This window comes from Hymenobacter tibetensis (genome assembly GCF_022827545.1).
Lineage (GTDB): Bacteria > Bacteroidota > Bacteroidia > Cytophagales > Hymenobacteraceae > Hymenobacter > Hymenobacter tibetensis.
On record NZ_CP094669.1, the window covers coordinates 358469 to 385386 of the forward strand.

21 protein-coding genes are annotated in these 26918 nt (G+C 56.3%); 5 read left to right on the plus strand and 16 right to left on the minus strand.

Going from position 1 to position 26918, the window contains the following annotated elements; genetic code table 11:
• Window position 1 precedes the first annotated feature (1 nt).
• The 11 genes from MTX78_RS01435 to MTX78_RS01480 form a co-directional block, all read right to left on the minus strand.
• Complete coding sequence (locus MTX78_RS01435; RefSeq protein ID WP_243799249.1) at window positions 2-1336, minus strand: TldD/PmbA family protein; 1335 nt, start codon at window positions 1334-1336, stop codon at window positions 2-4.
• Window positions 1337-1442: 106 nt separating this feature from the next.
• Entirely contained in the window at window positions 1443-3092 is a 1650-nt protein-coding gene (locus MTX78_RS01440; RefSeq protein WP_243799251.1) for a TldD/PmbA family protein, read from the minus strand.
• Between the two features lie 253 nt (window positions 3093-3345).
• Entirely contained in the window at window positions 3346-4899 is a 1554-nt protein-coding gene (locus tag MTX78_RS01445; RefSeq protein WP_243799253.1) for a RagB/SusD family nutrient uptake outer membrane protein, read from the minus strand.
• Window positions 4900-4912: 13 nt separating this feature from the next.
• On the minus strand, window positions 4913-8125 hold the full coding sequence (locus MTX78_RS01450; protein WP_243799255.1) for a SusC/RagA family TonB-linked outer membrane protein: 3213 nt from the start codon (window positions 8123-8125) through the stop codon (window positions 4913-4915).
• Window positions 8126-8449: 324 nt separating this feature from the next.
• Window positions 8450-9481, minus strand: coding sequence for a 5-methylcytosine restriction system specificity protein McrC (locus MTX78_RS01455; protein WP_243799257.1), 1032 nt, complete (start codon window positions 9479-9481; stop codon window positions 8450-8452).
• A gap of 30 nt (window positions 9482-9511) precedes the next feature.
• Window positions 9512-10846, minus strand: a complete 1335-nt coding sequence (locus tag MTX78_RS01460; protein WP_243799259.1) for an AAA family ATPase — start codon at window positions 10844-10846, stop codon at window positions 9512-9514.
• A 116-nt stretch (window positions 10847-10962) separates the two neighbouring features.
• Window positions 10963-11085, minus strand: coding sequence for a hypothetical protein (locus MTX78_RS25245; protein WP_262924447.1), 123 nt, complete (start codon window positions 11083-11085; stop codon window positions 10963-10965).
• Window positions 11086-11466: 381 nt separating this feature from the next.
• On the minus strand, window positions 11467-11874 hold the full coding sequence (locus MTX78_RS01465; protein WP_243799260.1) for a hypothetical protein: 408 nt from the start codon (window positions 11872-11874) through the stop codon (window positions 11467-11469).
• Between the two features lie 89 nt (window positions 11875-11963).
• Complete coding sequence (locus MTX78_RS01470; RefSeq protein WP_243799262.1) at window positions 11964-12239, minus strand: carboxypeptidase-like regulatory domain-containing protein; 276 nt, start codon at window positions 12237-12239, stop codon at window positions 11964-11966.
• Window positions 12240-12303: 64 nt separating this feature from the next.
• A complete protein-coding gene (locus tag MTX78_RS01475) occupies window positions 12304-13287 on the minus strand; it encodes a trypsin-like serine peptidase (RefSeq protein ID WP_243799264.1) in 984 nt (327 codons plus the stop codon).
• A gap of 226 nt (window positions 13288-13513) precedes the next feature.
• Window positions 13514-15598 (minus strand): sigma 54-interacting transcriptional regulator, encoded by a 2085-nt coding sequence (locus MTX78_RS01480; RefSeq protein ID WP_243799266.1) that lies wholly within the window; start codon window positions 15596-15598, stop codon window positions 13514-13516.
• Window positions 15599-15829: 231 nt separating this feature from the next.
• Between MTX78_RS01480 and MTX78_RS01485 the strand changes: the two genes are divergently transcribed.
• The 3 genes from MTX78_RS01485 (at window position 15830) to MTX78_RS01495 (ending at window position 18890) form a co-directional block, all read left to right on the plus strand.
• Entirely contained in the window at window positions 15830-17149 is a 1320-nt protein-coding gene (locus MTX78_RS01485) for a TolC family protein (protein ID WP_243799267.1), read from the plus strand.
• 85 nt (window positions 17150-17234) lie between these two features.
• Window positions 17235-17672: a universal stress protein gene (locus MTX78_RS01490; protein WP_243799269.1), complete on the plus strand. Its 438-nt coding sequence runs from the start codon at window positions 17235-17237 to the stop codon at window positions 17670-17672.
• Window positions 17673-17783: 111 nt separating this feature from the next.
• Window positions 17784-18890 (plus strand): HlyD family secretion protein, encoded by a 1107-nt coding sequence (locus MTX78_RS01495; RefSeq protein ID WP_243799270.1) that lies wholly within the window; start codon window positions 17784-17786, stop codon window positions 18888-18890.
• 37 nt (window positions 18891-18927) lie between these two features.
• Here the strand turns inward: MTX78_RS01495 and MTX78_RS01500 are convergent, their stop codons facing one another.
• Window positions 18928-19188 (minus strand): four helix bundle protein, encoded by a 261-nt coding sequence (locus tag MTX78_RS01500; protein ID WP_243799272.1) that lies wholly within the window; start codon window positions 19186-19188, stop codon window positions 18928-18930.
• A 224-nt stretch (window positions 19189-19412) separates the two neighbouring features.
• Here MTX78_RS01500 and MTX78_RS01505 point away from each other — a divergent pair, with 224 nt between their 5' ends.
• Window positions 19413-20984 (plus strand): DHA2 family efflux MFS transporter permease subunit, encoded by a 1572-nt coding sequence (locus MTX78_RS01505; protein ID WP_243799274.1) that lies wholly within the window; start codon window positions 19413-19415, stop codon window positions 20982-20984.
• A 163-nt stretch (window positions 20985-21147) separates the two neighbouring features.
• Here MTX78_RS01505 and MTX78_RS01510 read toward each other — a convergent pair whose 3' ends face one another.
• The 4 genes from MTX78_RS01510 to MTX78_RS01525 all read right to left on the minus strand — a co-directional run bounded on the left by MTX78_RS01510 (window position 21148) and on the right by MTX78_RS01525 (window position 25282).
• Window positions 21148-22146 (minus strand): hypothetical protein, encoded by a 999-nt coding sequence (locus MTX78_RS01510; protein ID WP_243799275.1) that lies wholly within the window; start codon window positions 22144-22146, stop codon window positions 21148-21150.
• 181 nt (window positions 22147-22327) lie between these two features.
• Entirely contained in the window at window positions 22328-23278 is a 951-nt protein-coding gene (locus MTX78_RS01515) for a hypothetical protein (RefSeq protein ID WP_243799277.1), read from the minus strand.
• A 209-nt stretch (window positions 23279-23487) separates the two neighbouring features.
• Entirely contained in the window at window positions 23488-24906 is a 1419-nt protein-coding gene (locus MTX78_RS01520) for a M56 family metallopeptidase (RefSeq protein ID WP_243799278.1), read from the minus strand.
• Entirely contained in the window at window positions 24872-25282 is a 411-nt protein-coding gene (locus MTX78_RS01525) for a BlaI/MecI/CopY family transcriptional regulator (protein ID WP_243799280.1), read from the minus strand. The genes MTX78_RS01520 and MTX78_RS01525 overlap by 35 nt, the downstream gene beginning before the upstream one ends.
• Before the next feature lie 236 nt (window positions 25283-25518).
• Here MTX78_RS01525 and MTX78_RS01530 point away from each other — a divergent pair, with 236 nt between their 5' ends.
• Window positions 25519-26724, plus strand: coding sequence for an alpha/beta hydrolase family protein (locus MTX78_RS01530; protein WP_243799281.1), 1206 nt, complete (start codon window positions 25519-25521; stop codon window positions 26722-26724).
• Window positions 26725-26918 lie beyond the last annotated feature (194 nt).

The window sequence follows — 26918 nt, forward strand, 5'->3', positions numbered from 1 at the left end:
CTTACACCGCGTCCGAGAGGCTGGTGAACGTGAAGTCCCGAATCTTGAGCGGCGGCACGAGGTTACCATTCACGCGCACGGGCTTGCCAATAGCTTCCAGGTTGTTGAGCATGATAATGGGCGACTCGTTGAAGCGGAAGTTCTTCACCGGGTGCTTGATCTTGCCGTTCTCGATATAGAAGGTTCCGTCGCGGGTGAGGCCCGTGTACAGCAGCGTCTGCGGGTCAACGGGGCGGATGTACCACAGACGCGTCACGAGAATACCTTTGGCAGTACCCTTAATCATGTCTTGTACGCTCTGGGTGCCGCCTTCCATGATCCAGCCGCCGGGCCGTGGAATGTCTGGAATACCCGCTTTCTGGGCCCAAAACCGAGACGTGTAGAGGTTTTTCACTACGCCCTTCTCAATCCAAGTCATCTTCTTCTGCGGACGACCGTCGCCAGCAAACGTGAGGCTGGCAATTTCGGCGTTGGTGGGGTCTGAGTAGATGGTTACCCGCTCGTCGAACAGCTTTTCGCCTTTGCGGTTACCGCCGCCTTTTTTGCTGAGGAAGCTGCGGCCTTCGTCGGCGTTGCGAGCATCCAGCGCGTTCATTAAAGCCGCCAGCAACGAGGCGTCGGTATTGGCTACCAAGGCCGCAGGCTCCAGAATAACGGTGTACTTGCCGGGCTCAATGGCTTTGGCATTGCGCGACATAGCAGCCTTGTCGGCCGCTACTTGCGTCAGGGTGCCAGCGTCGAATCCGGCGGCATCGTTGTAATCACCAGTGGCGTAGCCGGAGCCAGTCCCGTCGGGGGTACGTACCGTGATGCTGAACGACAAGTTGGTGTACTGCTGATAGGCTTCCAGGCCTTTGTTGTTGCGCTTGGCCACAAAGCCGGCTTCGTCGTTGAGGAAAGCAGCCGAAGTCACTTTTTTCTCGTCGCAGATCTTCATGGTTTTACCGATCTGCGTTGCGCGGAAGTCGGGGGTGATGCCGGCCGTGGACGCTGCAAACGACTTGGGAGCAGCAATATACGTCTGGGCTCCGAGCAGGGGCATGTACTCTGGGCTCTCGGGGGCCAGCTTGGCAATTTCTTCGGCCCGTTGCACGCAGCGGCGCAGCGTGGCATCGTCGAACTCGTTGCAAGTGGCTACACCCGAGCGTTTGCCGAACCGCGCTTCCACCGCTAAGCTCACGTCATCAGCAGCACCGCTGGTACTGATGGCGTTGCGGGCCGAGCGGACGTTGCCGCCGTTGCTGCCGCTGAGCGTAGCTTCACACTCGTCGGAGGTACTGAAACTAAGGACCTTCTTAAGGATGGCCTGGGATTCGTCTTGGGAAAGAATTGCCATTAGGTAACTGTTGAGTTGTTGCTTGCTAATTGTGGTTGATGCTTGTTGATACGTAGCTGGTGGTTATGGAAGAGTTACCTCAACACCAGCCCCTGGCTATCAGCAATCAACCAATTTTCCGGGCTGTATTGATGACATTAACACCGTTGAAACGGGTGGTGGCCGAACCGTGGCTCACCGCCGATACTTGGCTCGGCTGCCCTTTGCCGTCGAAGAACGACCCAAATAGGCGGTAGTCGGACTGGTCGCAGGAGCCAGCGCAGGAGTTCCAGAACTCTTGCGTGTTGGCCTGGTAGGCCACGTCTTCGAGCATGCCCGTAATCTTGCCTTTGTCGATGGCGTAGAACACCTGCCCGCCAAACTGGAAGTTGTAGCGCTGCTGGTCGATAGAGTAGGAGCCGCGGCCAGCAATGAAGATGCCTTTATCTACCTTGCTTACCATCTCGTCCACGCTCATCTTCTCTTTGCCCGGCTGCAAGCTCACGTTGGGCATGCGCTGGAACTGCACCGAACTCCACGAATCCGCGTAGCAGCATCCATCCGATTCCTTCTGGCCAACGATGTGCGCTTGGTCGCGAATCTTCTGGTAATCGACGAGCTTGCCTTCTTTGATGAGGTCCCACTGCTTGGTTTTCACGCCCTCATCATCATACCCAACCGCGCCCAAAGAACCGGGCTGGAGCTTGTCGGCTACAATGTTGACTTGCTTGGAACCGAACGGGATATTCTTGGCCTTCCATTCCTGAGTGGCAAAAGAAGTACCGGCGTAATTGGCTTCGTAACCGAGCACCCGGTCCAGCTCGGTAGGGTGGCCCACCGACTCATGAATGGTCAGGCCGAGGTGGTTGGGGTCGAGTACCAGGTCATACTTGCCGGGCACCACGCTCTTAGCCGTTAGCTTCGCGCGGGCATGTTTGGCAGCGGCGGCCGCATCCTCCAGAATGTCGTAGCTGTTTTTGTAGCCAATAACGTCGGAGCCAGCCGGGCCCGGAATCTTATCAGCAGCTTTTGGTGTCAGATACTCGTAACCCAAGCCCATCGGGGCCGACATAGCATCCCGGGAGCGGAACTTACCCGAGGCCTTATCGATAGCCGTCACGCTTAAGGTTGGCCAAATGCGATGCACATCCTGGTCGATGTAGGAGCCGTCGGTGCTGGCGAAATACTTCTGCTCGTTGATCTGGAACAGCGAGGAATTGACGAAGGAGGCGCCATTCTCTAGTGCTTTGGCATTGGCCGCCAGCAGTAGTTCTACTTTCTGCTTCACCGGTACTTCAAAAGCATTTTGCTGAATCGGCGTTTTCCAGCTTACCGTGCCGTAGCCCTGCTGGGGTGCCAGTTTCACTTGCTCTTTCTGCACTTTCGAGTTGGCCTTGGCAATCTGCACGGCTAGTTGTGCCGCTTTGGCGAGGCCAGCCTCCGTCACCGTATTGGTAGCCGCAAATCCCCAAGTACCGTTGGCAATAACCCGAACGCCCGCACCGAAGCTTTCACCGCTGGCTATGTTCTGGACTTGTTTTTCGCGGGTGAAGATGCTTTGGTTGAGGTAGCGGCCAATCCGTACATCAGTATAGGTAGCACCCGCCGCTTTGGCCGCATTCAGGGCGGCATCGGCTAAGCGCTTATTAACGGCGGGGTCTGCGGCTATCAGCAGTCGAGCCGGATCCACTGGGTTGCCACCCAAGCCCGGAACGGTGGGCAGAAAAAGTGCCCCGGTAGCCAAGCCAGTAAGGCCGACAAAATCACGTCTTTTCAAATTAAGGAACGGTTTGGTTGGAAAGGAAGGAGTACAAACAGCAGTTTAGGCACAAGTATCAAAATACGCAAATCAAGGACGCTGCCAGTAAAAGGAGGCTGCATGGTTTTGCGCAGGTCGGAGCAGTTCTCACTTGAGGTAAGTGAACCTGTAGTTACTGCCGTCAGTGAGGCGAGCTTGTACGATGTATTACTTGCCTCACCGAGCATAAAAAAGCCTCTGCTTTGAGAGGCTTTTTTTATGCTCGGTGAGGCTACTCGTTGCGCGTCATCAAGCGGTTGGTTGCCAATTCCGTGCTTGGAATAGGCCAGATGTAATTGCGCGAAGCAGGATCAGTAGGGGAAACCGCACTAACGGTACCCTTAGCCGGAATCGGCAGCAAATTCCGCATGAGGTCGATGTTGCGGATACCTTCCCCTAGAAACTCGATACGGCGTTCCAGCAACACAGCATCAACAGCTTGCGCCGTAGAGGTGAATTCTGGGTACGTGACAGGAGGAGTTGGTGGATTGGTCGCAGGAGTTGGAATTGGATTGGAGCGTTGAAGCACGGCATTCAACAGGGCCACTGCCTGCGGATCGGTGGGGCCAACTGTGCGAAAGCGGGCTTCGGCCAAGCTCAGCATAACTTCCGCATAGCGAATGACGGGTGCCTTGTCGGTGTAAGGTGTACCGTTCGGGTACTTGTTCAGGTAGTAAGTCGTGCCGGTCATGCTAACCAGCGGCGTAATCAGGCTGGTACGACGCACATCGGTCTGCCGGAAACCTGCGTTGTTCAGGATACCGCCGGCGCCGTTGTTGAGGAAGTATTCCCCATTGCCTACTGAGGCCGGACGGTAGTAGAACGCCAATTGGTTCTGCGTGCCCGGTGCATTCTGGGCTGTAAATGGGAAACTCAGAATGCTTTCGGAGGTTTCCTGTGGAGCCGTAAATACGGCCGTTATGGAAGGATTCAGCTCGTGTCTCACGCCCGAAGGCGCAACAAAAGGAGCAGCAGTCGGCACTATCTTATTAGCCTCCCTGATTACGTCGGCATAGCGGCCCATACTTAAGTACACCCGTGTTTTTAGCGCAATAGCTGTGTTGCGGTGCGCGCGCGTCACATTGAGCGTAGCAGCCGAGGCACCATAAGTAAGCGGAAGCTTTGCCTCAGCTGAATCGAGGTCGGCCAGAATCTGGGTGTATACCTCCCCCACGGTGCTGCGGGCTAGGTCGTTGTTGGTGCCGTCCGTTTCGGGCTGTAAGCGCAGCGGGAGGCCAGGCTTGCTGCCATTGCCGTCGGTATAAGGCCGGGCGTATAACTGCAACAGCGAGTAGTAACTCAGGGCACGTAGCAGGCGCGCTTCGGCTCGGTATTGGGCAACGGTGCCGTTGTAGTTGGCTGGAAAAGGAGTGGCCGCAAACTTGGCCGTGTTGGCCTCAAGACCCGCCAAAAACAAGTTGGCCTGGTTGATAGCTGCATAACCAGCCGTCCATAGGTTCCAGACATCGTTCTGAGAAGTCTCATTGAGAGTGTGGTTCCATACCCCCAGCGCTGTTACGCCGTTGTTGGTACGGTTGATAAAATCATTGGCCCGCACATCACTATACACCTGGTAGCGTCCGCCCAAGAAGTTGCCCACTTTCACATAGGAATACAGGCTATTGACTTGCAACAGCACACGTGCTGGCGTGTCGAATACCACTTCCTGTGGATACAAAGTGGTAGGTACCGGGTCCAATAGATCGGACTGGCAGGAGAATAAGCTGAACGCCAGCGCAGAGGTGCATGCTCCGGCGGTAAGTATTTTTTTAAGTGATGACTTCATTAGACTGCCGTAATTAGAAACCAATGTTGAAACCCACCGTGTATGTCCGAGCCTGACCAACCGAGTTACGGTCGACGCCGGCGCCGGTGTTGGCGTTGGAGCCCGAGGTGGCGTTGGTAGAGATTTCAGGATCGATACCCGAATAGCCGGTAATCAGGGCCGCGTTCTGCACCTGAGCGTATACCCGCACGCTGGAAACATTAAACCGAGTCAGGACCGAAGGCTTCACGTTGTAGCCCAGCGACACGTTGCGCAGACGCGCAAAGTCGCCTTTCTCGATGTTCGACGACATCACTAAGGCCGAGCCGTTTGATACGTTGTCACCATACACCACCCGTGGCCATTCAGCATTGGTGTTGGTTTCGGTCCAGCGGTTTAGAATATCGACATCGTTGTTCCAGAAGCGCTGGTCATGCAGGCCCGACTTGGTACCATTGTAGAGGTAGTTGCCGCCGGAGAATTGAATGAACACCCCCAAATCAAAGCTCTTGTACTGGAAGGTGTTATCAAAGCCTCCATACCATTTGGGCAGCGTTGGGCCAAAGTACCGGCCATCAACTAATTGGTTGGGGGCCGCGGTGGCCAAACCAGTGGCTACGTCCGTCCAGCCCAAGCCGAGGTGGTTGTATTGAGCCACAACGCCGTTGGCTTTCTGAATCATCCGCTGGCCGTTTTCTGGATTCACGCCCAACGAGGGCACTGCCAATAGCTCTCCAACCGAACGACCCACTTCCGTGTAGTTTACTGTTTCCAGGGAGGTAGGCGTACCAATGCGTTGGCCTTCCGTGGCCAAACTCAACACTCGGTTCTTGAGGGTGGTATAGTTGCCGCTTACCGTCCAGGTGAAGTTGGCGGTCTGCACTGCAATGCCTCTTAGATTCAGTTCGATACCCGTATTACGCATCGAGCCCACGTTGGCTAGGTACGTGTTGTTGTTGATGTTGGCAACGTCGCCGGGGGTGGAACCCGGAATGCCTTTAGACGGAGCCTGCGGTACTCGCAGAATCAGACCGTCCACGAGGTTGCGGTAGTAGGTGACGTCACCGGTGAGCCGGTCGCCGAATGCCCCAAACGTAAGACCTGCATCCGTTTTCTTGCTGGTTTCCCAGGTGAGGAGCGGGCTGCCAGGGTTGCTGAAATACAGGGTGGCGTTGTCGCCGTACAGGCTGTTTTCGTAGGTGAACAGCGAGGCGTAGTCGTCAACGCCTTGGCTGTTGCCCACTTCACCGTAGCTCCCTGTAAGTTTCAGGAAGTTGAATTTCTCGGCAAAGCTAGAGTTCTTCCAGAAGTCCTCCTCTGACACAATGTAGCCGAGCGAAGCGCCGTAGAAGTTACCCCACTTCTCGGCCCAAGCCGAGTAGCCGTCGCGCCGGAAGTTGAAGGATGCCAGGTACTTCTTACCGAAATCGTAGTTCAGACGACCGAAGTAGGAGAGTAAATAGTTTTCACCTTGGAAGTTACCTGCTGCCGAGATATTGGTAAACGTGCCCTGGTAGTTGGTCAGGAATGGATCAGCAATGTTGGTTCGGCTAGCACCCCAGCGCTCCGTTTCGGTATGCTGTTGTTCGCTGCCTACCAGCAACGAGAAGTTGTGCTTTTCACCAAACGTACGGTCGTATTGTGCTGTGTTCTGCCAGTTCCACCGTTTGTTAACCCGGTTGTAGTTGGCAGCTGTGCCCCCCGTCGAGAAGCCGTCGCCCCCTATGTTGGTGTTGAAAGATTTGTCTTCGAACAGGATATTGTTGATGCCGAACGTGGTACGCAAGTTCAACCCTGGAACCACTTCCCAGTTAGCATATACGCTGCCCTGAATTTCATTGCTTTCCGAAATGAAATAGTTGTTTTCCAGATCTACCAGCGGGTTGTAATAGTTGACACCCAATGCGTTGCCAGTAGTGGGGTCGATGTTGGCACCCGAGCCGATACCAGCACCACTGGTGTTGTAGGTACCGTTGGGGTTGAATGCTGCTACGTTGGGTGGCAACACCAGCGGCAAGCGGCCTAGGCCACCCGTTCCGAAAGCACCATCAGCCGTCGAGCCCGAGTTAGGCGACTGGTTACGGCCGTTGGAAATGCCTACCCGAGTGCCCAGCGAGAAGTTCTTGAACAGCTTATGGTCGAGGTTGAGGCGCGCCGATATACGCCGGAACTCGTTTTGCTCCAGCATGCCCTTCTGGTTGGTGTAGCCTACCGACGTGTAGTAGTTGGTTTTCTCGGTGCCGCCCGAAAAGTTCAAGGTGTTGGAAGTCGAGAAACCAGTCCGGTAGATGTAGTCATACCAATCCGTATCGACGTTGTTGCCGTTGGGATCTTGCTGAAGCCGGAAGCCTTCCACGTTGGTGCCTGGCTGTCCTACCGAAATGCGGTTGGCATTCAGGTTCCGAACGGCCTCGTTCTTGATGTCAACGTACTGCTCGGCATTGAGCACATCAAACAACCGCACGGGCTGCGACCAGCCTGCCCACGAATCCAAGGAAACGCGGCTTTGGCCTTTCTTACCTTTTTTGGTGGTTACCAGAATAACGCCACCTGCCGCCCGCGAACCATAAATGGCCGTGGCCGAGGCATCCTTCAGTACCTCAATGCTCTCAATGTCGCTGGGGTTAACGTTACTGAGCGGGTTGTTGGGCACGCTGCCCACCGCTGAAGTGTTGCCGGTGAAGGCCGGGATGCCGTCGATAACAAAGAGGGGTGACGAGCTAAGCGTGATGGAGTTTACGCCGCGAATCCTGATAACCGGGGCGTTGTTGAGTACCCCGTTCGGAGTGGTGATGTTCACGCCCGATGCCCGGCCTTGCAATGCCTGATCAAAGCTTTGCACTGGCTTGCTCGCAATTTCTGTTCCCTTAATAGTGGCTACCGAGCCAGTCAAATCCCGCCGTGACTGGGTGCCATATCCTACTACCACTACTTCGTCAAGACCGGTAGAGGCCGAGCCAAGCGTAGCATTAACAGTGGATTGGGTGCCTAGTGCTACTTCCTTGCTATCGAAGCCAACTGAAGAAAAAACAAGCGTGCTAGCAGAGGTAGGCACTGCCAGGCTGTAACGGCCTTCACCGTCGGTGGCAGTTCCTACGGAAGTGCCTTTTGCTACAACTGTAACGCCAGGAAGCCCTGCGCCGTCAGTGCCTAGCACCCGGCCGGTTACAGTGCGCGTTTGAGCCTGCACATCATGGCCGGCAAACGTAGCTACTGCAAGAGGCAATGAGAGTAAGATTTTTCTCATGTGTCAATTAAGAGTGAAAAAGAAGAGTGTTGCAAGGTTTTTAGAGAAGCAACTGTATTGTCAGTTTTAGCAAGTATATGTTATTGTTTCTTTAATAAAAACTACTAATACCGAATAAATTATTAAAAATTTTTAATCTAATAATACAGTGACCACACACTTACTATACTTTTTAGAGACAGTTTGAACTATGATAAGGTATATTCTGGCTTGGTAACAACGGCTGCCCTTTGTCTTGATTAAGCCCTATGTGCGAGGGTAGAAAATAGAGCCTTGCGTTAGTGAGTGCTAACCCCTACGAGTTTCTAGCGAACGACTATGAAACTAAGCAATCAACTCCAGTAAGGCGGTGGCAATGCCTTGCCAAGGCTGAGCTAGGTTCAGAGTAACGATGCGGACGGGGTAGCCGCCTAGCGTGTAGCGCACATCGAGGGCTTGTGCGGCGGCGGGGTACAGCAAAACTCCTTCTAGCGCCTGGCCCGGAGTAGTCGGCTGGTTTTGCAAGTAGGCATAAAGCTGGTAGAGGTGGGGCGAAATCAGCTTTTGCTGATCGTAGCGCGGACGCAGAGCAGCCTTATAGTATTTAGTATCGAGAATAATTTTGCGGTGGGGTGCCTCTAGCGTGGTGTCGGTAATCATGGCCGGAAGCAGATTCAGGGCCTCGGGCGTAGCAGTAGTGGCTTGCCAGCGGATAGTTTCCGATGATACTCGAAACTCCTGTTGCTCTAAGCGGTAGAAGTTGCGCACGAACTGCTCGAAGAGGCGCGCCATAAGTTGCTCATCGCGGCGGAAGTCGCGGAAGCGGAGGCGGCCGTCCGCGTTTGGTTCAGGCAAGGCGCTGTGGTACACTAGCTCACATACGTTCAGCAAGAACCCTTGCACCCCAGTGGGGCGTAGGCGGTGTACGGTGCGCAACAGGTCCGAAGAAAGCGGCAATGGAAGTAAGCCCACCGGAAACCGGCGTTGTGTTAGCTTGAATTCGTGGCGGAGAGCAGCGGGCAACGCGCGGCTGCGGCCTAGCTGCTGCAACGTGCCAAGCAGCAACTGGTTGAACGGCGTCTGGAAGCCTAATTCATCGTACACGCACTGCGCCCGACCCCGGCGCAGCAAGTCGCGGGAGAGGCTGGGGGCTAGCTGCACGCGTCCGCGCAGTTCCGGCAATTCTTCTTCCCGCTCGGCATACGCCACGCCCAAGCCTTGCCGCAACAGCCGCCGCGTGCCTAGCAGAAGCACGTGCGCCAGCAATTCCAACGGCCGATGAAAAGTGTCTGCCTCTGCCGTCAACAGCTCTTGCTGCTCCGGCAGCCGATTCCAGGCGTAGCAGAGCAGATAGTACAGGTTCTGAATCGGAATCATGCAGGGGGCGGCAGTGGGTACTACGGTGGGTTACCCTAAGAGCCGCTTCTTTTGGGCAGTTGCTTTGGCCGGCTGATCCAGCCAATAATCATCCAGCAGAGGCGCTATTTCCTGTTGCAATATCAAGCTCAGCCACGCGTCGGCGGCGGCAGGTTCGGGTGGAGGCTGGCAGAAGTAGCTATGGCCAATACAGAAATCGGGGCCAAGCTCTGGGTCATCGGCAATGGTGAGGTTGAGGTCGGTGAGGCGGTCAACGAGGCGCTGCACAACGGGGGCCGGCACCTGCTGCGCCGCCAGAAACTCTTGGAAAGGAACTCCGAATTCGGGGGCTAACTCCACAAAGGCAAAACGACGACGCAGGGCATAATCCAAGGGCGCTAGGCTACGGTCGGCCAGATTCATTGTGCAGACAACAAACACGTTGGCGGGTACGAAGAAGCGCGCATCGGTGGCGGCAGCATACGGGAGGCGCAAGGCGTGCGCAGGGCCTCGCTTATCGGCTTCCAGCAGCAAAAGCAATTCGCCGAAAATGCGGCTGACGTTGCCTCGGTTCAACTCGTCAATCAACAGGAAATAGGGGCGCTCCGGGTCTAGAGCGGCCCGCTGACAAAACTCGGGCAGCACCCCGTTCTGCAACCGAAACGAACCCTGGGTATCGGGCCGGAAACCTTGCACAAAGTCTTCGTAACTGTAGCTCGGATGAAACTGCACCAACTCTATGCGGGTGGTATCGGTGGCACCTAGCTCCAACCAAGCCAGGCGCCGGGCTAGAAAGGTTTTGCCGGTGCCAGGAGGGCCCTGTAGTATAAGGTTGCGGCGGCGGTGCAAGGCGGCCAGCGTGGCATCCAGTTGCTGTTCGGAAACAAACAGCTCTTGCAGCGCCGTAGCCCGGTCGTACGGTTGCGCGGCTGGCAGCTCATAAGCTGGGGCTGGCTCATGAACTGTGCTCGCAGGAGCCGCTGACGTATCGGTGAGGGTGTCAGGTGCCACCTGTTTGCGGCTGCGTGCAGGCTTTTCGCGGGTGATGCCCGTGTGCAGCTCCTGCATAGCATCCTGTGCGGCCACGTCGCCGTCCAGAGAAGAGTTTTCTAGGGTGGGGCGTTTGGTGGCAATGGTGAAGTCGAGCAGTTCCAGCACCTGGTTGGTTGGAGCGCCCGCCGGTAGGGGCCAGGTGGCTTCTGGTTGGTCGGTAGCTAGCCGGTAGGCTAATTGGGCCACGGCCCGCGGGGCGTAGCGCCGCCCCCGGTACACCAAGTCGTACACCGTGCTTAAGGGCATCCGAAGGCCTTCGCGGTCCATCTGGCGCAGGGCGCGGAGCACCTGCTCGCGAGTAAGCAAGCTCAGATCGGGTTCGGGTTTTGGCATGCGTTTAAAAGTACGGGTAAAACCTATTTGCCGCATGATTAGGTCCCGCCATAGCACTTTTTAAACGCAAAAAGCCCGGTTGCAGCAAGCAAACCGGGCTTCTAAAGCAGGCAGAATTACTTCTGCTGCGTGGTCTTTTTTTTGCCGTCGGGCTTATCCTTTACGGTTTCCTCGTTTTTCTTTTCCTTGCTTTTGGTAGCAGGATCGGTATGCTGCGGAGTGGTGGTGGGCTGAGCCATGGAAGTTGGGGTAACGGATGAGGTATAGCGCTGTTACGCGGAAAGCAGTCTAAGAGACGAGTTTCTCCGCGCTTTCTTCCCTGGCCAACCAAAAACCAAAGCGGTGCAGTGCCCTACGCAAGGCGCGCTAAGTGCGCGGGCTTGTCATGAAACCAGCCAAGACAACACGTGTATCGGCGAGTAGGAACGCTACTGCAAAGGTTCCGCTTACCCAGCTGCCCGTGCAGCGCTGGCTATCAGCACGGAGGTGTTTGGCAACTACGAGCATCAAACAACTTGGAGCCTAGCTTTCATGCACAAATCAAGAGGCTTACAACAGCGTGTTGTAAGCCTCTCGAGCTAGCTAAATAAGAATACAATGTTATAGAATAATGGGGTCTGTTAGGACTCGATAATCACGTCAACGCGTACGTTCAGAGGGCTGCCGAATGCTACATTCAGACGAATGAAAACGCCACCATTGTAGGGTGCCACGTTGTAGATCTGCATGACAGCGTTGCCAATGAAGCGGTTCAGACGTGGGTCCGTGTTGTACTCGCTGATTGAAGCCACAACCCGGGAGTTGGAGTTGATGGCGGCGTGCGGGCAATTCAACCGCACAGTGCCGTACCCACGATATGTGTAGTAGGCCGAGAATGCTTGGATAGATACGTCATCGGTGCCTCGCTTGGAGGTAGCCGTGTTCTTGGTGGATGTTTCTTCACCAAGCTTGCCCATCTCCACCTTAATAGCGGCATTGCTGCCTGCTTTCACTTCGGAGGGGGCAGCAGTTTTTTCTAGTGTTTCCATAATTGAAAAGTTGAAAAGGATAGGAGCCCGAGTTCACCAACGGGCAGTTGATTCTGGATACTGTGTACAAAACGTGGCGTGAAGCCAGCCTAAGGCTTCACGCTGATTTCCACGTGAACTGACTGGGAACTGGTAGCGGGCACCTGCACCGTGATGGTGGCTGGCGCATACCCATCGGCTGTGCAGCCTATCTGGTAAGTGCCAGCTACCGGCACGGCCAGTATAAAAGAGCCCTGTGCGTCAGTGAGGGCAGCCATGTCTGGTAGCGGTACCGGACCTTGCAGGAAATACACGCGTGCCTGCGCTACCGGCTGCCCAGACGGGCCGAGGACTCGCCCGGCAACAAGCGGGGATTGGGTGGTCATAGTGCTTCGGAGCCAGATGCCTAGGCCCACGGCCACGAGTAGGCCCGCAGCCCAGTACCAGCTGTTAGGCCTTCCAGGCCATGATGTTGTTGTAAACAGCTTGCCCAATGCGGGTTCCTGAGTTGGTGGTTGCCCCGCCATACGCATGAATGGCTACGGCATAGCGGCCCCCGTTGATGATGCGGTATACAGCGCTGCCGCTCTGGCCACCGGCCGTATCAATATCATAGTACACCTTGCGGCTGTTCACGGCCGCAATTCGGCGGGCAGCGTACCACTGGGTGCCGCTCGGTTTGTCGCCGGGGTAGCCCGAGATGTTGCCAACGGCGCTCAGCAAGTCTGCATCAGAATACACCCCGAACCCATACCAGCCTGTGGAGTTGCCAAGGTTGGTTGGGATGATGATGGCGCCGTAATCGAAATTTTGGTCGCCGTCGTTGGTCCAGCCGGCAACCGAGCGCAGGTTGGAGCTGCGGACCGTACCGTAGGGGAGCGAAGAGCCGTTGCGGCCCGGCATTACGCTGATGCTGCGCACCCAGCCGTCGCGGCCCGGCACGCCACTGTTTTTGATAAACACCACGTGGCCAGCCGTTATCAGGGTGTGCGGCCCAACAAACCACCCCGTACCAATCCACTGCGAACCGTCGCGGGCCGTGATTAGCAGCGAGGCATTGGCCCGCCACGGATAGGTGTTGGTGGCGGTAATCTGCACTCGGTCGTCGGGACCATGTACTGTTTTGATGGAAGGGCCGAACGACGCTTCGGCAATATCCGGCAGCTGGCTGGTGTCGGGCGCTTTGTAGACTTCAGCCATTGACTCCTCCGTCAGGGGCCGGAGCTTGAAGCCTTTCACCGGCTCGATACCGTCCATACTCGGGGCTACCGTGCGCGGGTTGGTGCCTTCGGAGGGCGCCATGCTCAGGGCGGCATTAGCTTTATCCTCCGCCTCGTCGGTTTCTGGCGCCAAACTCGATACGGGCGTGTGCCCGCTCATGCGTTTCAGCTTAGTGCCGTTCTTTACTACTTTCTCAAGGGCTTCCGTTTCCATAGTGTTTGGGTGGGGTTAAATAGAAGGTGGACGATGCCCCAAACATAGATAGTATAGGAAGACATAGATATAGCATATACATGTGATTGACAGCGGGTTAACATATCGCTCGGTGCCAGCGCGCCCGCCTTGCAGAGCGAGAGTTATGCTATTGCACTACAGGGCAGCGCCCTGTAGTGCGGAGCGCCGTTGAAACCAAGAGCCACAGCGCGAACGGTACGGTTGCTTACTCCGCTACCCCTATCGTGCGCTGTATGCCCAGCTTTTTCATGCGGGCTTCCAGCGTTTTCGGGTTTATATCGAGGAGGAGGGCCGCCCCAGTTGGGCCGCTCACCCGGCCACCGGTTTGGCGGAGGGCCGCCAGAATATGGTCACGCTCCTGATCCTTGAGGGTTTTCAGCGGGGTGTTGGTGTCGGGAGGCACTGGAACGGGACGAGCCGAAAAGCCCGCAAACTCCAGAAAAGGTCCTTCACTCACGATAACTGCCTGCTCCAGCACGTGCTCTAGCTCGCGCACGTTGCCGGGCCAGCCATATTGCCGCAACGCCCGCAAGTCCCGCTCACGCAGTCCGCGCACCGGCTTGCCCATCTGCTTGGTAAACCGCTCCAGGAAGTGCCGCATCAGCGGTTCAATGTCGTCGGGACGTTCGCGCAGGGCGGGCAGCCGAATCGGAAACACGTTGAGCCGGTAGTATAAGTCGGCGCGGAAGCGGCCCGCCGCTACTTCGTCTTCCAGGATGCGGTTGGTGGCGGCAATAACGCGCGCATCCGACTGAATAACGCGCCGGCCGCCGATGCGCTCAAACTCTTTTTCCTGGAGCACCCGCAGGAGCTTGGCTTGCAGCTCCAACGGTAGCTCGCCTACCTCGTCCAGGAAAATAGTGCCGCCGTCGGCTAGCTCGAACTTGCCGATGCGACGGTCCACGGCTCCCGTAAACGAACCTTTCTCGTGGCCAAATAGCTCGCTCTCAATAAGCTGAGCGGGCAGGGCTGCGCAGTTGAGCTTGATAAGGGCGCGGCTGCGGCGCGGCGACAGGTTGTGCAGGGCACGGGCTACCAGCTCCTTGCCCGTGCCAGTTTCCCCCTGAATCAGGACGGTGGTATCGGTAGCGGCCACTTGCCGGATGCGGGTTTGCACCTGTTGCATCACTGCACTAGTGCCCACAAAGTCCTCGAACTTAGCGCTGGTGTTGATTTCGTCGATGAGATAGGTTTTCTCTTGCTCTAACTGAGCCCGCAGGGCTTCAATCTGCTCGAAAGCAAACAGGTTTTGCATGGCCAGCAGAATCTGCGGCACCAAGCTGCGAACCAGCTCCAAATCGGCAACAGTAAAGTTGTCGGGGCGTTTGCTGGCCAATGCCAGCACGGCCAGTTGGTCTTGCTCCACCCACAACGGTACCCCCAGAATGGCGCGCATTCCATGGCGCTCAGCCGAGTAGCGCAGCATGCGGTAGCGCGTGGTAAGTTCCAGAAAGTCGAGGCCCCCATGAACGGAGGGTTCGGTGAACAAGCCGAAGGTTTCGGCCTGCATCGTTTCGCGGTCCGTCACGCCTTCCCAACGGTCTGCGCCCAACACGGTGAACTCGCCCTGCTCGTTTTTGGCAAACTCGGCAAAGCTTTCCGTAGCAGCCATCCGGCGCTGAATGCGCAACCCGAAATAGTCGCACGACACCACCCGGTCTAGTTCGGTTGCGACGGCGTGAAACAGCTGCCCCCGGTTTTTGCTGCTAAGCAAGGCGTTGTTGATGGTTAGCTGCGCTGATTTTTGCCGCTCCTGGCGAGCCACTTCCTCGAATGCCAAGGCGTTGCTGACGGCCATTGCCACCACGCTGCTGATTTTCCCCAGCAGCAGCATATCGTCGGGGGAGAAGGGCGGGCGTCGGCGGGCGGCCATCACCAGCAAACCCACCAACTGCCCACCCGTGCGGAGCGGTGCTACCGTCAGGTTCACCATGTGCCGCTCATGCAGCCGCTTGAATGGCTTGTACTCTGGGTACTCAACCAACAGGTCTTCTAAGTTGAGTTGCTGCACGTGCGGATCACGAACAAACAACTCGATGGGCGTACCTGCAATCTGGGTTTGCTCGGCTTCCGCCGAATCAGGCAGCAGGGTCGTGGCACTATCAATAAGGTCGCGTAGAAAAATGCGTTTGTATTGAAGTGCGTTATCGAAAGTGATGATGGCCACGCTGTCGAAAGGGAAGATAAGCCGGAGCTTCTCTGTTACTATCTTAAACAGCTTCTCTTTGCTGCGGGTGGTTGCAATGGCCTCATTGAGGTAGAGTAACAAGGATTCATCCTGATTATTCATAGATAAAGAAAGCAGAACGCTGCAAATATTGCTTAAATAACAGGACTTGAATTGAGGTATTCCTTAAATATAAGGAATAAAATAACAGGATAGTATGAGGTTATAATTGATTCACGAAAAAATAATATGTGTTTAAACGTTGTCAGCGAGGTTTTAGAGTGCTATTAAAAAAGTTTTAATGCTTTGGCACAACGTTGGGTAAGCAGCCAGCAACAACAAGCTGAATTTACGATGCTTTCCCGATCAACTTTCGCCGTTTCGCTTCTAGTCGCTGGTTTGCTGGCTGGTGCCCGCGCAGGCCACGCGCAAGTGGTGTCTGACTCTCTTACGCTGGGCGGCACCATTCAGGCAGTACTGGATGCCAACCCGGCCATTACCTCTTTAGAGGAAGAAGTGAATGCCGCTACCAGCCGCGTAACGCAGAGCCGCGGCGGCTTCTTGCCCCAAATCACTGGTACTGCCACCTACACCCGCGTCGACCCCGTGGTGAAGGTGCAGCTAAGCCCCGACGCGCCGGCCTTTCAGTTGGCGCCCAACAACAACTACGACGCGCACATCACGCTGCAATACGGTCTGCTCGATTTCGGTAGGAAAGAAGCCACAACCAACCTCGCCGAAAGCCGCCGTGCTACTGCCGTAGACAATATTGCGGTTACGCGGCGCGACCTGGCTTTTTCGGCTGCGCAAGCGTACTACAACATTCTGTTTGTGCGCGAAAGCATCAAGGTGCAGGACGCCCAGATTGTGTCGTTGCAGCAGCACCAGCGCGAGATGGAAAAGCGCGTGCAAGGTGGTGTTAGCACCCGGTTCGACGTGACAACCACCCAAGTACGTATCACGCAGGCCCAAAACACTAAAATCGACCTTGAAAACCAGCTCCGCAACCAGCAAACCTTGTTGGCCCGGCTGCTACACAAGCCCGAATACGTGAACGTGCCTGTCCGGGGCGCACTCACCTACCAGCCGCAACCCGTGGACTTGGATGCCGCCCTGGCGCAAGCCCTGGAAAAGCGCCCGGAAGTGAAGCTGGCCCGCGACGCTGAAAACACCGCCAACCTCAACCTCAAGCTGATTGAGCGCGCCAATACGCCCACTTTGGGGGTCGGTGCTCAGCTCGGTGCTAAAAACGGCTATTTGCCCAACCTAGACAGGGTGCGGCCCAACTCCGTGGGCGTGGTGCAGCTGTCGGTACCGATTTATGATGGCAACAAAAACAAAAACCAGCGGGTAGAGGCCCTGGCCAACATTCGGGGTTCCCAGGCGCGCATCGAGGACACGCAAGAGCAAGTCCGCTCCGATGTGCGGCAGGCCACCAACAACCTGCAATCCAGCACGGCCCGTTACGAAAACTCGGTGGTGCAGATTGCGCAAGCCACCGATGCCCTCACCCGGGCTCAGGGCCGCTACCGCTACGGCGTAGGCCAGAACCTTGATGTGCTCGACGCGGAAACTTCGCTAGCGCAGGCCCGCTTGTCTCGGCTGCAGGCTATCTACAACTACACCCTCGGCCAGTATCAGCTCAAGCGGGCTGTTGGCGAGCAAATTTGGTAGAGACTAGTGGCGTAGGTGGGCGCCCACTCAACGCAACAAGTCCCGCGCCCCCAGTACGCCGCTATTCAGCCACTCAGGTATTCTTATGACTCTCTCATGCATTCTTTGTCCGATTGACTTTTCGGAGGCGACGGGCCCACTGGTAGCTTATGCCGCGGCGTTGGCTGCGGGCACGGGTGCCGAGCTGCGGCTGCTGCACGTGCTAGAGCCGCAGCCCATGCTCCCGGGCCTCTCCGACCTGGAACTAGCCCAGCAGCTGGCGCGCTACCATGCCGCTGCTGAGCAGGCCGGGGCGCAGGTGAACACCGGCATTGTGCCGGGCGCCGAAGCGGCCACTGAAATAGTAGCCGAGGCTCGACGCTTTTCTGCCGATATGATTGTTATCGGAGCACACGGCCGCACGGGCCTCAGCCGCTTCCTGATGGGTGGCACGGCCGAAACAGTGGTGCGTACGGCGCCTTGCGTAACGCTACTGGTGAAGTCGCCGGGCGCCGAGTCGACCACGTATTATAAATCAGCGTAGGCTTCGTCGTTGAAGCTTTTACACGTGGATTCTGTTCTGAAGTTGATGTTCAACACGCCAGCAGCCGCCACAATCAGCAACCAAAACCAAGAAACCAGAACCTCACATAATATGGCAACCATTCAACAAAACCCGGCCGTAGCTTCTCCCTCGCATGCTGCTCCCGCACTAGAGCCAGTGGAAGCGCAGCCGGAAGGTCGCTCCAAACGCCCTATCCTACTCATTGTGCTGGCCCTTGCGCTGCTGGTAGGCGGTTATTTCGGCTGGCAGCGGTACCAGTTTGCCCAGGCGCACGAAGAAACCGACGACGCGCAGGTGGAAGGGGATGTATACCCCATTCTGCCCCGCGTAGGCGGCCCTGTGCTGGAAGTGAAAGTGCAAGACAACCAGCAAGTGAAAAAAGGCGACGTACTTGTTACGCTTGACGCCGCCGATTATCAGCAGCGCGTGAATGCGGCCGAAGCCGCCCTGGCAGCTGCCCAAGCCAACGTAGTGGCCGCCCGTGCTGGTGTGGCTACGGCCCAAGCCACCGTGGGTAGCTCCGAAGCCACCATTGGCGTCAGCGACGCTTCTCGTGCCCGCCTGGAAAAAGACCTGAAGCGCAGCGAATTCCTGCGTAAAGAAGACATCATTCCTCAGAGTGAATATGATGCCGTACAGGCCAATCTGCAATCTACCAGCGCCCAGCGCGCTACGGCGCAGCGGCAGGTACAAGTGGCTCGCCAGCAAGTAGCTGCCGCGCAGCAGCAGGTAGCTGTGGCGCAAGCCGTAGTGAAGCAGCGCCAAGCCGACCTCGACAACGCCAAGCTACAATTCAGCTACACCACCGTCACAGCGCCCGGCAACGGCATCGTGAGCAAGAAAAACGTGCAGCCGGGCCAAGTGGTAGCACCAGGCCAGCAGCTGATGGGCTTAGTGGCTAGCGAGCAAACTTGGGTGATAGCCAACTTCAAGGAAACCCAGCTAGGGGAGATGCGCGAAGGCCAGCCCGTGAAGATAGAAGTGGACGCCTATCCCGGCCGCGAGTTCGAGGGCAAAATTCAGTCGTTGTCGGCTGCTACCGGCGCCCGTTTCGCGCTGCTTCCTCCCGACAACGCCAGCGGTAACTTCGTGAAAGTAACCCAGCGCGTACCCGTCAAAATCGTCCTCGATAAAGTGGACCCCGAGCATCCCCTCCGCGCCGGTATGAGCGTGGTAGCTACGGTGAAGGTCAAGTAGGGAAGTGGTGAAAGGTGAAGGTGTGAGTTGTCCCGCTTTACAGATTCACCTTTCCTAATCTCGCTTTTGCCTTTTTGTGGATACCGGCTAAAATGGATACCATTTCTTGATATTCCTTTTCCAGATCTGCTAAGCGGGCTTTGGGAAAGACGCCAGCACCACCAAGTAGCTCAAGCCAAAACAATGTTTCGTCGGCTTCTTCCACGCAGATGCATCGCTTGGCGTACCATTCGGCGGCCGAGCGGCCCCGGCAGGCGGCACAAAAATTAGCAACTGCAGACGTAGCGGAACGCCGCAATTTTTGCCCAGAATAGCTGCCTCACCAGTGCGCGGCAACTGCTGAAACAGCCGAATTAGTCGCACTGATGCTTGCTTGGTTCGTACGCGGAGGTCTTCCTTGAAGGATAGTTGAGCGGAGGATTGTGGCAAGTCGTCATTTATACATACGGTGAAGTAGAAATAGGCTAGTGAGCTATAAAAACTGTCATTTCACAACTTCACCATTTCACAACATCACCATTCATGGAAACCGGATTTACCAAGTGGATCATCGTCATTACGGTGGTGATGTGCTGCTTGCTGGAGCTTATTGATACCAGCATTGTGAACGTGGCTCTCACCCAGATGATGGGTAACCTTTCGGCTACGCAACAGGAGGTAACCTGGGTAATTGCCTCGTATGGCATTGCCAACGTAATCGTCATTCCGATGACGGGCTTCCTGGCCGAGCAGTTCGGCCGCAAAAACTACTACCTCGTGTCGGTGGTCATCTTCACGCTGGCCTCTATTGCCTGCGGCCAAAGCACCAATATCTGGGAGCTGGTGGCTTTCCGCTTCATTCAAGGGATTGGCGGGGGCGCCCTGATGGCTACGTCACAGGCTATCCTCGTGGACACCTTCCCACCCAAGCAACTTCCTCTGGGCCAAGCCCTGTTCGGGATGGGCGTCATCATCGGCCCAACCATCGGCCCGACGCTGGGCGGCTACATCGTGGACAACTACGACTGGCCCTGGATTTTCTACGTGAACGTACCCGTGGGCATTCTGGCCTCTATCTTCACGATGCTCTTCATCCGCGACCCGGAGCGCATCAAGAACGCCATTCCGCGGCCTCTCAGCCAAATCGACTGGGCCGGTATTTTCCTGCTGATTCTGGGCGTTGGCTCTTTGCAGCTGGTACTAGAGCAGGGCGAAACCGAAGACTGGTTTGAAAGTGCCTACATCAACAGCTTTGCGGTGCTGGCGGCCATTGGTATTATCGGCTTCGTGTGGCGCGAGTTGACGGCCCGGCAGCCCATTGTGGACCTTCGGATACTAGGCCGAAGCCGTAACTTGGCGGTAGGGGCCGTGCTGTCGTTTGTGCTGGGGTTCGGGATGTTCGCTTCGGTGTTCATCTTCCCGATTTTCACGCAGCGCATTCTAGGCTTTAGCGCCGCCCAAACGGGCTATATTCTGCTGCCCGGCGCGCTGGCTTCGGGTATGATGATGCCAGTAATTGGCAAAATGCTGCAAGCCGGAGTGCCCCAGAAATACATGATTCCAGTGGGGTTCCTCATCTTCTTCGTCTTCACGTTCTGGATGGCTCGCATCATTTCGCCAACGGCCGGCGAGTCAGACTTCTTCTGGCCGCTGATGGTGCGCGGCTTGGGTATGGGCCTGATCTTCCTGCCCATTACCACCATGAGTTTGGCAGGCTTGAGCGGTAAAGACGCCGGGCAAGCGGCCGGCCTCACCGGTATGATTCGTCAGCTGGGTGGTTCGTTCGGGGTGGCTATTGTGGGCACGTACCTGGAGCGTAGCATCGCCCAGAACCGCATCGGCCCGCTGGCCAACATCTCGCTCTACGACACCGACACCGTACAGCGTATTCAGGCTTTCACCCAGAACTTTATGTCGCGCGGCTTCCCCCTGGAGCAAGCCCGACAGCAGGCCTACGCGGCCCTCGAAGGCATTTTGATGAAGCAGGTATCCATCATCACCTACTCCCAGGTGTTTACGATGATTGGCCTCTTCTTCGTCGTCTGCCTGCCGCTGGTGCTGTTCATTAAGCGCGCCCGCCGCGGCGAAGCCATCGACCTCAACGCCGCGCACTAAGGTGTAGGATGTGAGCTTAGAAATTCTTTGGTCATCAAAAAGCCCCAACCGAGTCTCGGTTGGGGCTTTTTGTGTTCAGTAGTAGTTGTATGGGGTGTTACTAGCTTCGAGATAAAGTAAAGGCAAGAAATGAACCGCCTAAACTCTTACCCTCTCACCCTATCTACTGGTACTGAATGTACAACGGCTTCGGGTTCAGCTCGGCCAGTACTTCCTTGGGCGTCATGATGTGGTGGGGAGCCGGCCGGGCATCGTACTCGTAGAACAGCTTGAAACCGGTGTACTGCACGGGCTGCTTCTCGATATACGCTTTATAGGAATCCTTTTTGAGCGTCGGGTTGCCCCAGCCGTCCATGTGCATCACCACCTGCACGCGCGGGTCGAGCTTGATGTTCTTGTAGTTGGTAATCATGCCCTGCGTGAAGCGGTGTACCGTCAGCACTTTGGGCGGGAGCTTGTTTTCGCTCACGATGCGCGCCAGGAAGTTGATGGTGTAGTTCACGTCCTTAGCATCGTAGGTGCCGATTTTCTTACCTGGGCGCACCCCTTTGGTGGCCATAGCAAACTCTGGGTCGATGCCCAAGTGCACGATGGGGTCTTTGAGGTAGGGCTCTAGCTTGTGCAATTCGTGCTCCAAGTCGCTGAGTCCCACTTGCACATCAAGGAATATGATGCACTTGTGCTCTTTGGCCCAGGAAATAACTTCCTCGATGGTGGCCTTGGAGTTCATCAGGCGGTACTTGCCATCGGAGCCGGCCGCGCCTTGCGCCGTGATGGTTACGTTATGCAGCGCGGGCTGAATCGGTAGGCCTGGCTCTGCGTCTTGCCACTCTTTCAGCACCTTCTCGAACTTGCGGAACATCTGCTCTTTCGGCTCGCGGCCCAAAATGCCCATGCCCTTCGCCCGGATGTTGCCATAAAACGCCACAATCCGGTGCCCGGGCAGGATAGCACCCGGCAGCTGCCCGCCGGCCCGCGTGATAGAGTCGGCCTTGAGGGAGTCGCGGCGCATGGCTTGGCGTTTCAGCGCCAGCGTATCTACTACGGCGGGTTTGGTGGTGTCGGCAGCGGCGTTGGAGGTGGCCGATTCGGTGCCGGAGCGGGAGCCACAACCCGGCAACGTGGTGAGCGTAAGTGCCAGGCCCAAGCCCGACAATAGCATACTAAGAGAAGAGATATACCGCACTGAAAGAGGCTAAGAGGAAAAGGGAAAGTGCCGGAAAGTTACACTTTTATTCCCTCGGCAGTAGCCGGATTCAGGATAGTATTTCGAGTTTGCAATTGACTGAAACCGGGTTTCTCGGCCTTAGTCAGGGGCCATAAACTCCTCCCAGCAGGCTGCGCTATTGGTACTGGATGTAGAGGGGGCTGGGCTTGAGGTCTGCCACTTCCTGCGAGGTCATGAGGCGAGACTTAGCGCGTAAGTCGTTCTTGTAGAAGATTTTGAAGCCGGTGTATTCCACGGGCTCCTGGGTGATAAACTTGCGGTAAGAACTGCGCTTCACGCGCGGGGTGCCCCAGCCGTCCATGTGCATCACAATCTGCACGCGCGGGTCGAGCTTGATGTTTTTGTAGTTGGTAACCATATCCTGGCGGAAGCGGTGTACAACCAGCACCTTGGGCGGAAGCTTGTTCTCACTCACGAGGCGCGCCAAGAACCAGCGGGCATAGTTGATATCCTCGGCATCGAACTCGCCCACCTCCGTACCCGGCCGCCTGCCCGACTTCATGGAAAACTCCGGGTCGATGCCCAAGTGCACGAAGGGTAGTTGCAGGTATTTTGCCAGCTTGGGCAATTCGTGTTGTAAGTCGCTGAGGCCTACTTGCACATCTACAAACACCAGGGCATTCTGCTGCCGGCCCACTTCTATTACCCGGCGAATGGCGCTGTCGGGCAGGGCCTGCCGGTACTTGCCATCGGCGCCAGAATCGCGCTGGGCAATAACGGCAATCAGGTGCAGCGCCGGCCGCACCGGCAACGAATCGGCTTGCTGCCAGTCGGCCACTTGCTTGTGCAGGCGGCGCAGCATTTCTTCTTCGGGATACTGCCCCAGCACGCCCATGGCTTTGTGCAGCGGGTTGCCATAGAAGGCCACAATCCGATGATTGGGCAAAATAGCCCCCGGCAACTGCCCGCCCGCCCGGGCCACCGAATCAGCCTGGAGGGAGTCGCGCCGAATGTCGGCCTCCGTTATGCGGGGTTTCTGAAGCGCCGACATTTTAGGTGGACGAGTTTCACAGCCCACGAGCATGAACACAAGCAGGGCCTTACCAACTACAGCAAGTGAAAACAAAACAACGCGGAAAGCAGAACAGAAAGCAAGCACTAACAGAACGTGTGATGGAAAGCAGCTAAGTAAACAACCAAAGTAGCTTTTGGATAGTGAAATACCGGATTAATTTTGCATTATAATAGTAGAGCTTAGGTAGGTCATCGAAAGCATCCAGCAGGACAGCAGAGTGAAAAAGGTGGCTGCTTACAGCCACCTTTTCCTAAAGGTACCTACTGTTGCGGTGAGGCCGGATACGTGATAGGCACAACGGATTTGTCGGGAAGTGTTGCCTTGGCTTGCTGCAAAGCAAAGCTTATGGGTACTGTGTAGGAAACGCTTACCACTTTGCCATCCTGCTTACCTGGAGTCCATTTGCCGGGTAAGTTGCGCACGGCTGCCACAGAGGCATCATTCATTTCCTTGATAACTGCCGCTGAAGCGTTGGGAGCAGTCAGGCCTTTCTGAATTTTGACTGCCTGCACGTGGCCATTTTCATCTACAACAAACGAGACAAACACGCGGCCTTCCACTTCGGCAGCCAACGCGGCTTGCGGATACCGGAGCTGTTGCATTAAGTCGGTTAAGAGCTGCGTCATTCCGCCTGCATATTCCGGCATTTCCTCTACATATTGGTACACTCCAGCAACTGGTGATGATGGGCCAGCCAAGGGCACTGGAGGTGCCGGTGGAGCTTCCTTACTGTCAGCTGAAGTAGCGGCGGCCGTTGGGGTATTCGGCTCGGCTGCCTGCTCACAGGCGAATGTAAAGAGCAGCATAGCGCTTACCGGCAGTAACAGCCACTGTTTCCAGCGGCGCGCAGAACGAGAAGAGTGTAGCATGGCAATACGGATAAGGGTTTGGGATTGAGTGAATGAATGGGCAAGTGGCAGATAAGGGTGCAGCCGCCGCAGCGTAAGGCGGGCCAGCAACGACGCGTAGGCGGTAGGCGCTCCGGGAGTGGCACCGTGCAGCACGGCCGCATCAGCAATGAACTCGTGCGTTAAATCCAGGGCTCGAGAATAGAAATGCACGAACGGGTTGAACCAGAGCACGGCCCGCGCTACCTCTAGGAGTAGCCGCTCCTGGGTGTGACCTTGGCGCACATGCACCAACTCGTGTTGTAGTATTTGAGTGGCCTCGGCAGAGGTGAGGGCAGCTGTTTCGTCCCAGAACACCAGCCGCCCGAAGGAACTGATAGGCAGCCTGCCACTGGTTTGAATCACGGTGAAATCCTCCCGTTTTTCGTGGGGCAATTGGCGGGTTTTGAGCCAAAGCAGCACCAATTGTCCGCCTAATCTTGCCAGCCAGAGCAGCACGCCGGCCCCATACACCAGCGGCAGCCACGTCCACCACAGCGTAGAGGCCGAAACCGAACTGCCAATGCGCACAGCCGGGAGCGTAACCGATGGGGTAAGCAAGATGGTGGGAGCCTCGTTAGAAGGTAGCCAGCTGCTCAGCAAGGGTGCGGCACTAGCTAGCAGCACCGGCAGCAATAGGGCTAACCACGGTGTGAAAAGCAGGAACCGGCGGTTGTAGTGGAAGCAAGGCTCTTGGCGCAGCAGCTGAAAGAGCAGCCAGCACGCTCCGAGGCAAAGCGTGCTTTGCCACATCCAGTCAAGCAGGGCGGTTGTCGTTGGGAATAACATCATCGGTGGCGTTACGGTCTTGCTGCGCGTGTCGAAGTAGCTCTTCTAGCTGTTTGGCATCCAGGTCTTCTTCCTTGGCGAAAAACGACACCAAGCGGCTGAACGACCCTCCAAAGTGCCCGCCGAGCAGCTTGCGCAACGAGAAGCGCCGGTAGTCGTCTTGGGCCACCAGAGCATAGTAGCGGTGGGTGCGCCCAAAGGCTTCGTGGCCCACAAAGCCTTTTTGCTCCAGAATGCGGATGATGGTGGATACCGTGTTGTAAGCGGGCGGTGGTGCCGGCATTTCGGCCAGCACTTCCTTCACATAGGAAGGGCCACGCTGCCATAATACCTGCATCACCTGCTCTTCGGCTCTGGTTAGTTCGGGGAAAGTTTGCATAGAGAAGGTGTTGATGAGTTGAATGTATAACTAAATTATTAGTTATACAACTAAAAAATTAGGTATGACGGAAAATCTTGATACAAAGCGTACTGCGCGCTGTTAGCCTGATTGGAATAGTAGTATTTATCTACGCAGTGGTAGGGGAGCAAGAGAGTTGGATTTCTGGGAGCGGATTGGAAGTTTTTTGGTGCGTCTGGTGTTATGAGGACGATATTCCACCTTAGTTTTTTACTGTGTCCTTCACCAAACCTGATTTTCGCCGACTACGCCTTGCCTTACTGCTATGGGGCGGGTTGAGCGTAGCCGCTGGCAGCTGCACCAAAGAACCTTCGCCGCAGCCTGAGGCGCCCGTTGCCGCCGAAACCCACTTAGTTAGCAGCACCCTGATTGGAGAATACAGCCCAACCGTACTGGCCAGCCGCGTGTCCGGTATCCCGCTGGTGGGGGCGCTGGTGCGCTACCCCATCAAGGTGTATAAGCTAACCTACACCACCCGCAACACCGACGGGCAGCAGGTCACGGCTTCGGGAGCTATTCTGGTGCCTGTTAGCACGCAGGCGCTACCGTTGCTTAGCTACCAGCACGGCACCATCAACCCCGCTGATGAAGAGCGGGCGCCGTCTTACTACCGTTCCAGCAGCGAGGTATATTCGGCGGTATCGGTGCTGGCTTCCACCGGCTACGTGGTGGTAGCCCCCGACTACATCGGCTACGGTGCTTCCAAGGCCCTGCCGCACCCGTATGAGCACGCGCCGTCTCTGGCGTCGGCTTCGCTGGATATGATGCGGGCCACCAAAGAGTTTTGTCAGAAAGAAAAGGTAGCACTCAACAAGAAGAATTTCCTGTTGGGCTATTCCGAAGGTGGCTATGCCACCATGGCGCTGCACAAGTTGATAGAAGAACAGTTTCCGGCAGAATTTGCCGTAACGGCCAGTGCACCGGGAGCTGGCGCTTACCACAAAACGGCCTTTGCTACCTACATTCTCAACTCCAACCAGCCGCTGAACTTCCTGAGTTCCTACGTGTGGGTGCTCGATACCTACAACCGGGTGTACAACATCAACCGGCCCCTTGCTTACTACTTCAACCAGCCTTGGGCCGGGCAGCTGCAAGCCGATCCTTTCAGCGAAGTACCCGAGCAGCCCAGCCAGCTGTTTACCAACGGCTTCCGCACCAGCGTCCTCAATAACACGGATGCTGCCATGGCTGCTGCCTTCCGCGACAACGACATCTACGACTGGCAGCCCAAAGCGCCACTAGCCCTTTTCCACGGCACCGCCGACGATTACGTGCCGTACTTCAACTCCGAAGACGCTTACAAAGCCATGCGTGCCCGCGGTGCCAGCCAAGTTACACTGCATCCCATCCAAGGGGGCAACCATTTCACTTCGGTGGCACAATACACACTGGAAGCGCTAGGCTTCATCTCGCAGTATTAAGAGTGGCTTTCCCGCAAATGAGCTATAGTGCTGTTAAAGTGAAGAGCGCTCAAATTGCCGCGGAGTAGCTTTCCGGTGATAGTCGGTATCTGTGTTCACGCCCACCTTGTGCATTATGCATGGGTGGGCGTTTTGGTTGGAAGCCACTAAACGATGCATAGTTATCCTCCAGAGAACATGGGCACTACTGAATT

Excerpts from the sequence above, each read along its gene's own strand:
- MTX78_RS01490 (WP_243799269.1), top strand. The coding sequence starts at position 17,235 with ATGACTCTCTCATGCATTCTTTGTCCGATTGACTTTTCGGAGGCGACG.
- MTX78_RS01435 (WP_243799249.1), bottom strand. The coding sequence starts at position 1,336 with ATGGCAATTCTTTCCCAAGACGAATCCCAGGCCATCCTTAAGAAGGTC.
- MTX78_RS01475 (WP_243799264.1), bottom strand. The coding sequence starts at position 13,287 with ATGGAAACGGAAGCCCTTGAGAAAGTAGTAAAGAACGGCACTAAGCTG.
- MTX78_RS01455 (WP_243799257.1), bottom strand. The coding sequence starts at position 9,481 with ATGATTCCGATTCAGAACCTGTACTATCTGCTCTGCTACGCCTGGAAT.
- MTX78_RS01465 (WP_243799260.1), bottom strand. The coding sequence starts at position 11,874 with ATGGAAACACTAGAAAAAACTGCTGCCCCCTCCGAAGTGAAAGCAGGC.
- MTX78_RS01470 (WP_243799262.1), bottom strand. The coding sequence starts at position 12,239 with ATGACCACCCAATCCCCGCTTGTTGCCGGGCGAGTCCTCGGCCCGTCT.
- MTX78_RS01450 (WP_243799255.1), bottom strand. The coding sequence starts at position 8,125 with ATGAGAAAAATCTTACTCTCATTGCCTCTTGCAGTAGCTACGTTTGCC.
- MTX78_RS01445 (WP_243799253.1), bottom strand. The coding sequence starts at position 4,899 with ATGAAGTCATCACTTAAAAAAATACTTACCGCCGGAGCATGCACCTCT.
- MTX78_RS01505 (WP_243799274.1), top strand. The coding sequence starts at position 19,413 with ATGGAAACCGGATTTACCAAGTGGATCATCGTCATTACGGTGGTGATG.
- MTX78_RS01520 (WP_243799278.1), bottom strand. The coding sequence starts at position 24,906 with ATGATGTTATTCCCAACGACAACCGCCCTGCTTGACTGGATGTGGCAA.
- MTX78_RS01485 (WP_243799267.1), top strand. The coding sequence starts at position 15,830 with ATGCTTTCCCGATCAACTTTCGCCGTTTCGCTTCTAGTCGCTGGTTTG.
- MTX78_RS25245 (WP_262924447.1), bottom strand. The coding sequence starts at position 11,085 with ATGGCTCAGCCCACCACCACTCCGCAGCATACCGATCCTGCTACCAAA.
- MTX78_RS01495 (WP_243799270.1), top strand. The coding sequence starts at position 17,784 with ATGGCAACCATTCAACAAAACCCGGCCGTAGCTTCTCCCTCGCATGCT.
- MTX78_RS01525 (WP_243799280.1), bottom strand. The coding sequence starts at position 25,282 with ATGCAAACTTTCCCCGAACTAACCAGAGCCGAAGAGCAGGTGATGCAG.
- MTX78_RS01460 (WP_243799259.1), bottom strand. The coding sequence starts at position 10,846 with ATGCCAAAACCCGAACCCGATCTGAGCTTGCTTACTCGCGAGCAGGTG.
- MTX78_RS01510 (WP_243799275.1), bottom strand. The coding sequence starts at position 22,146 with ATGCTATTGTCGGGCTTGGGCCTGGCACTTACGCTCACCACGTTGCCG.
- MTX78_RS01480 (WP_243799266.1), bottom strand. The coding sequence starts at position 15,598 with ATGAATAATCAGGATGAATCCTTGTTACTCTACCTCAATGAGGCCATT.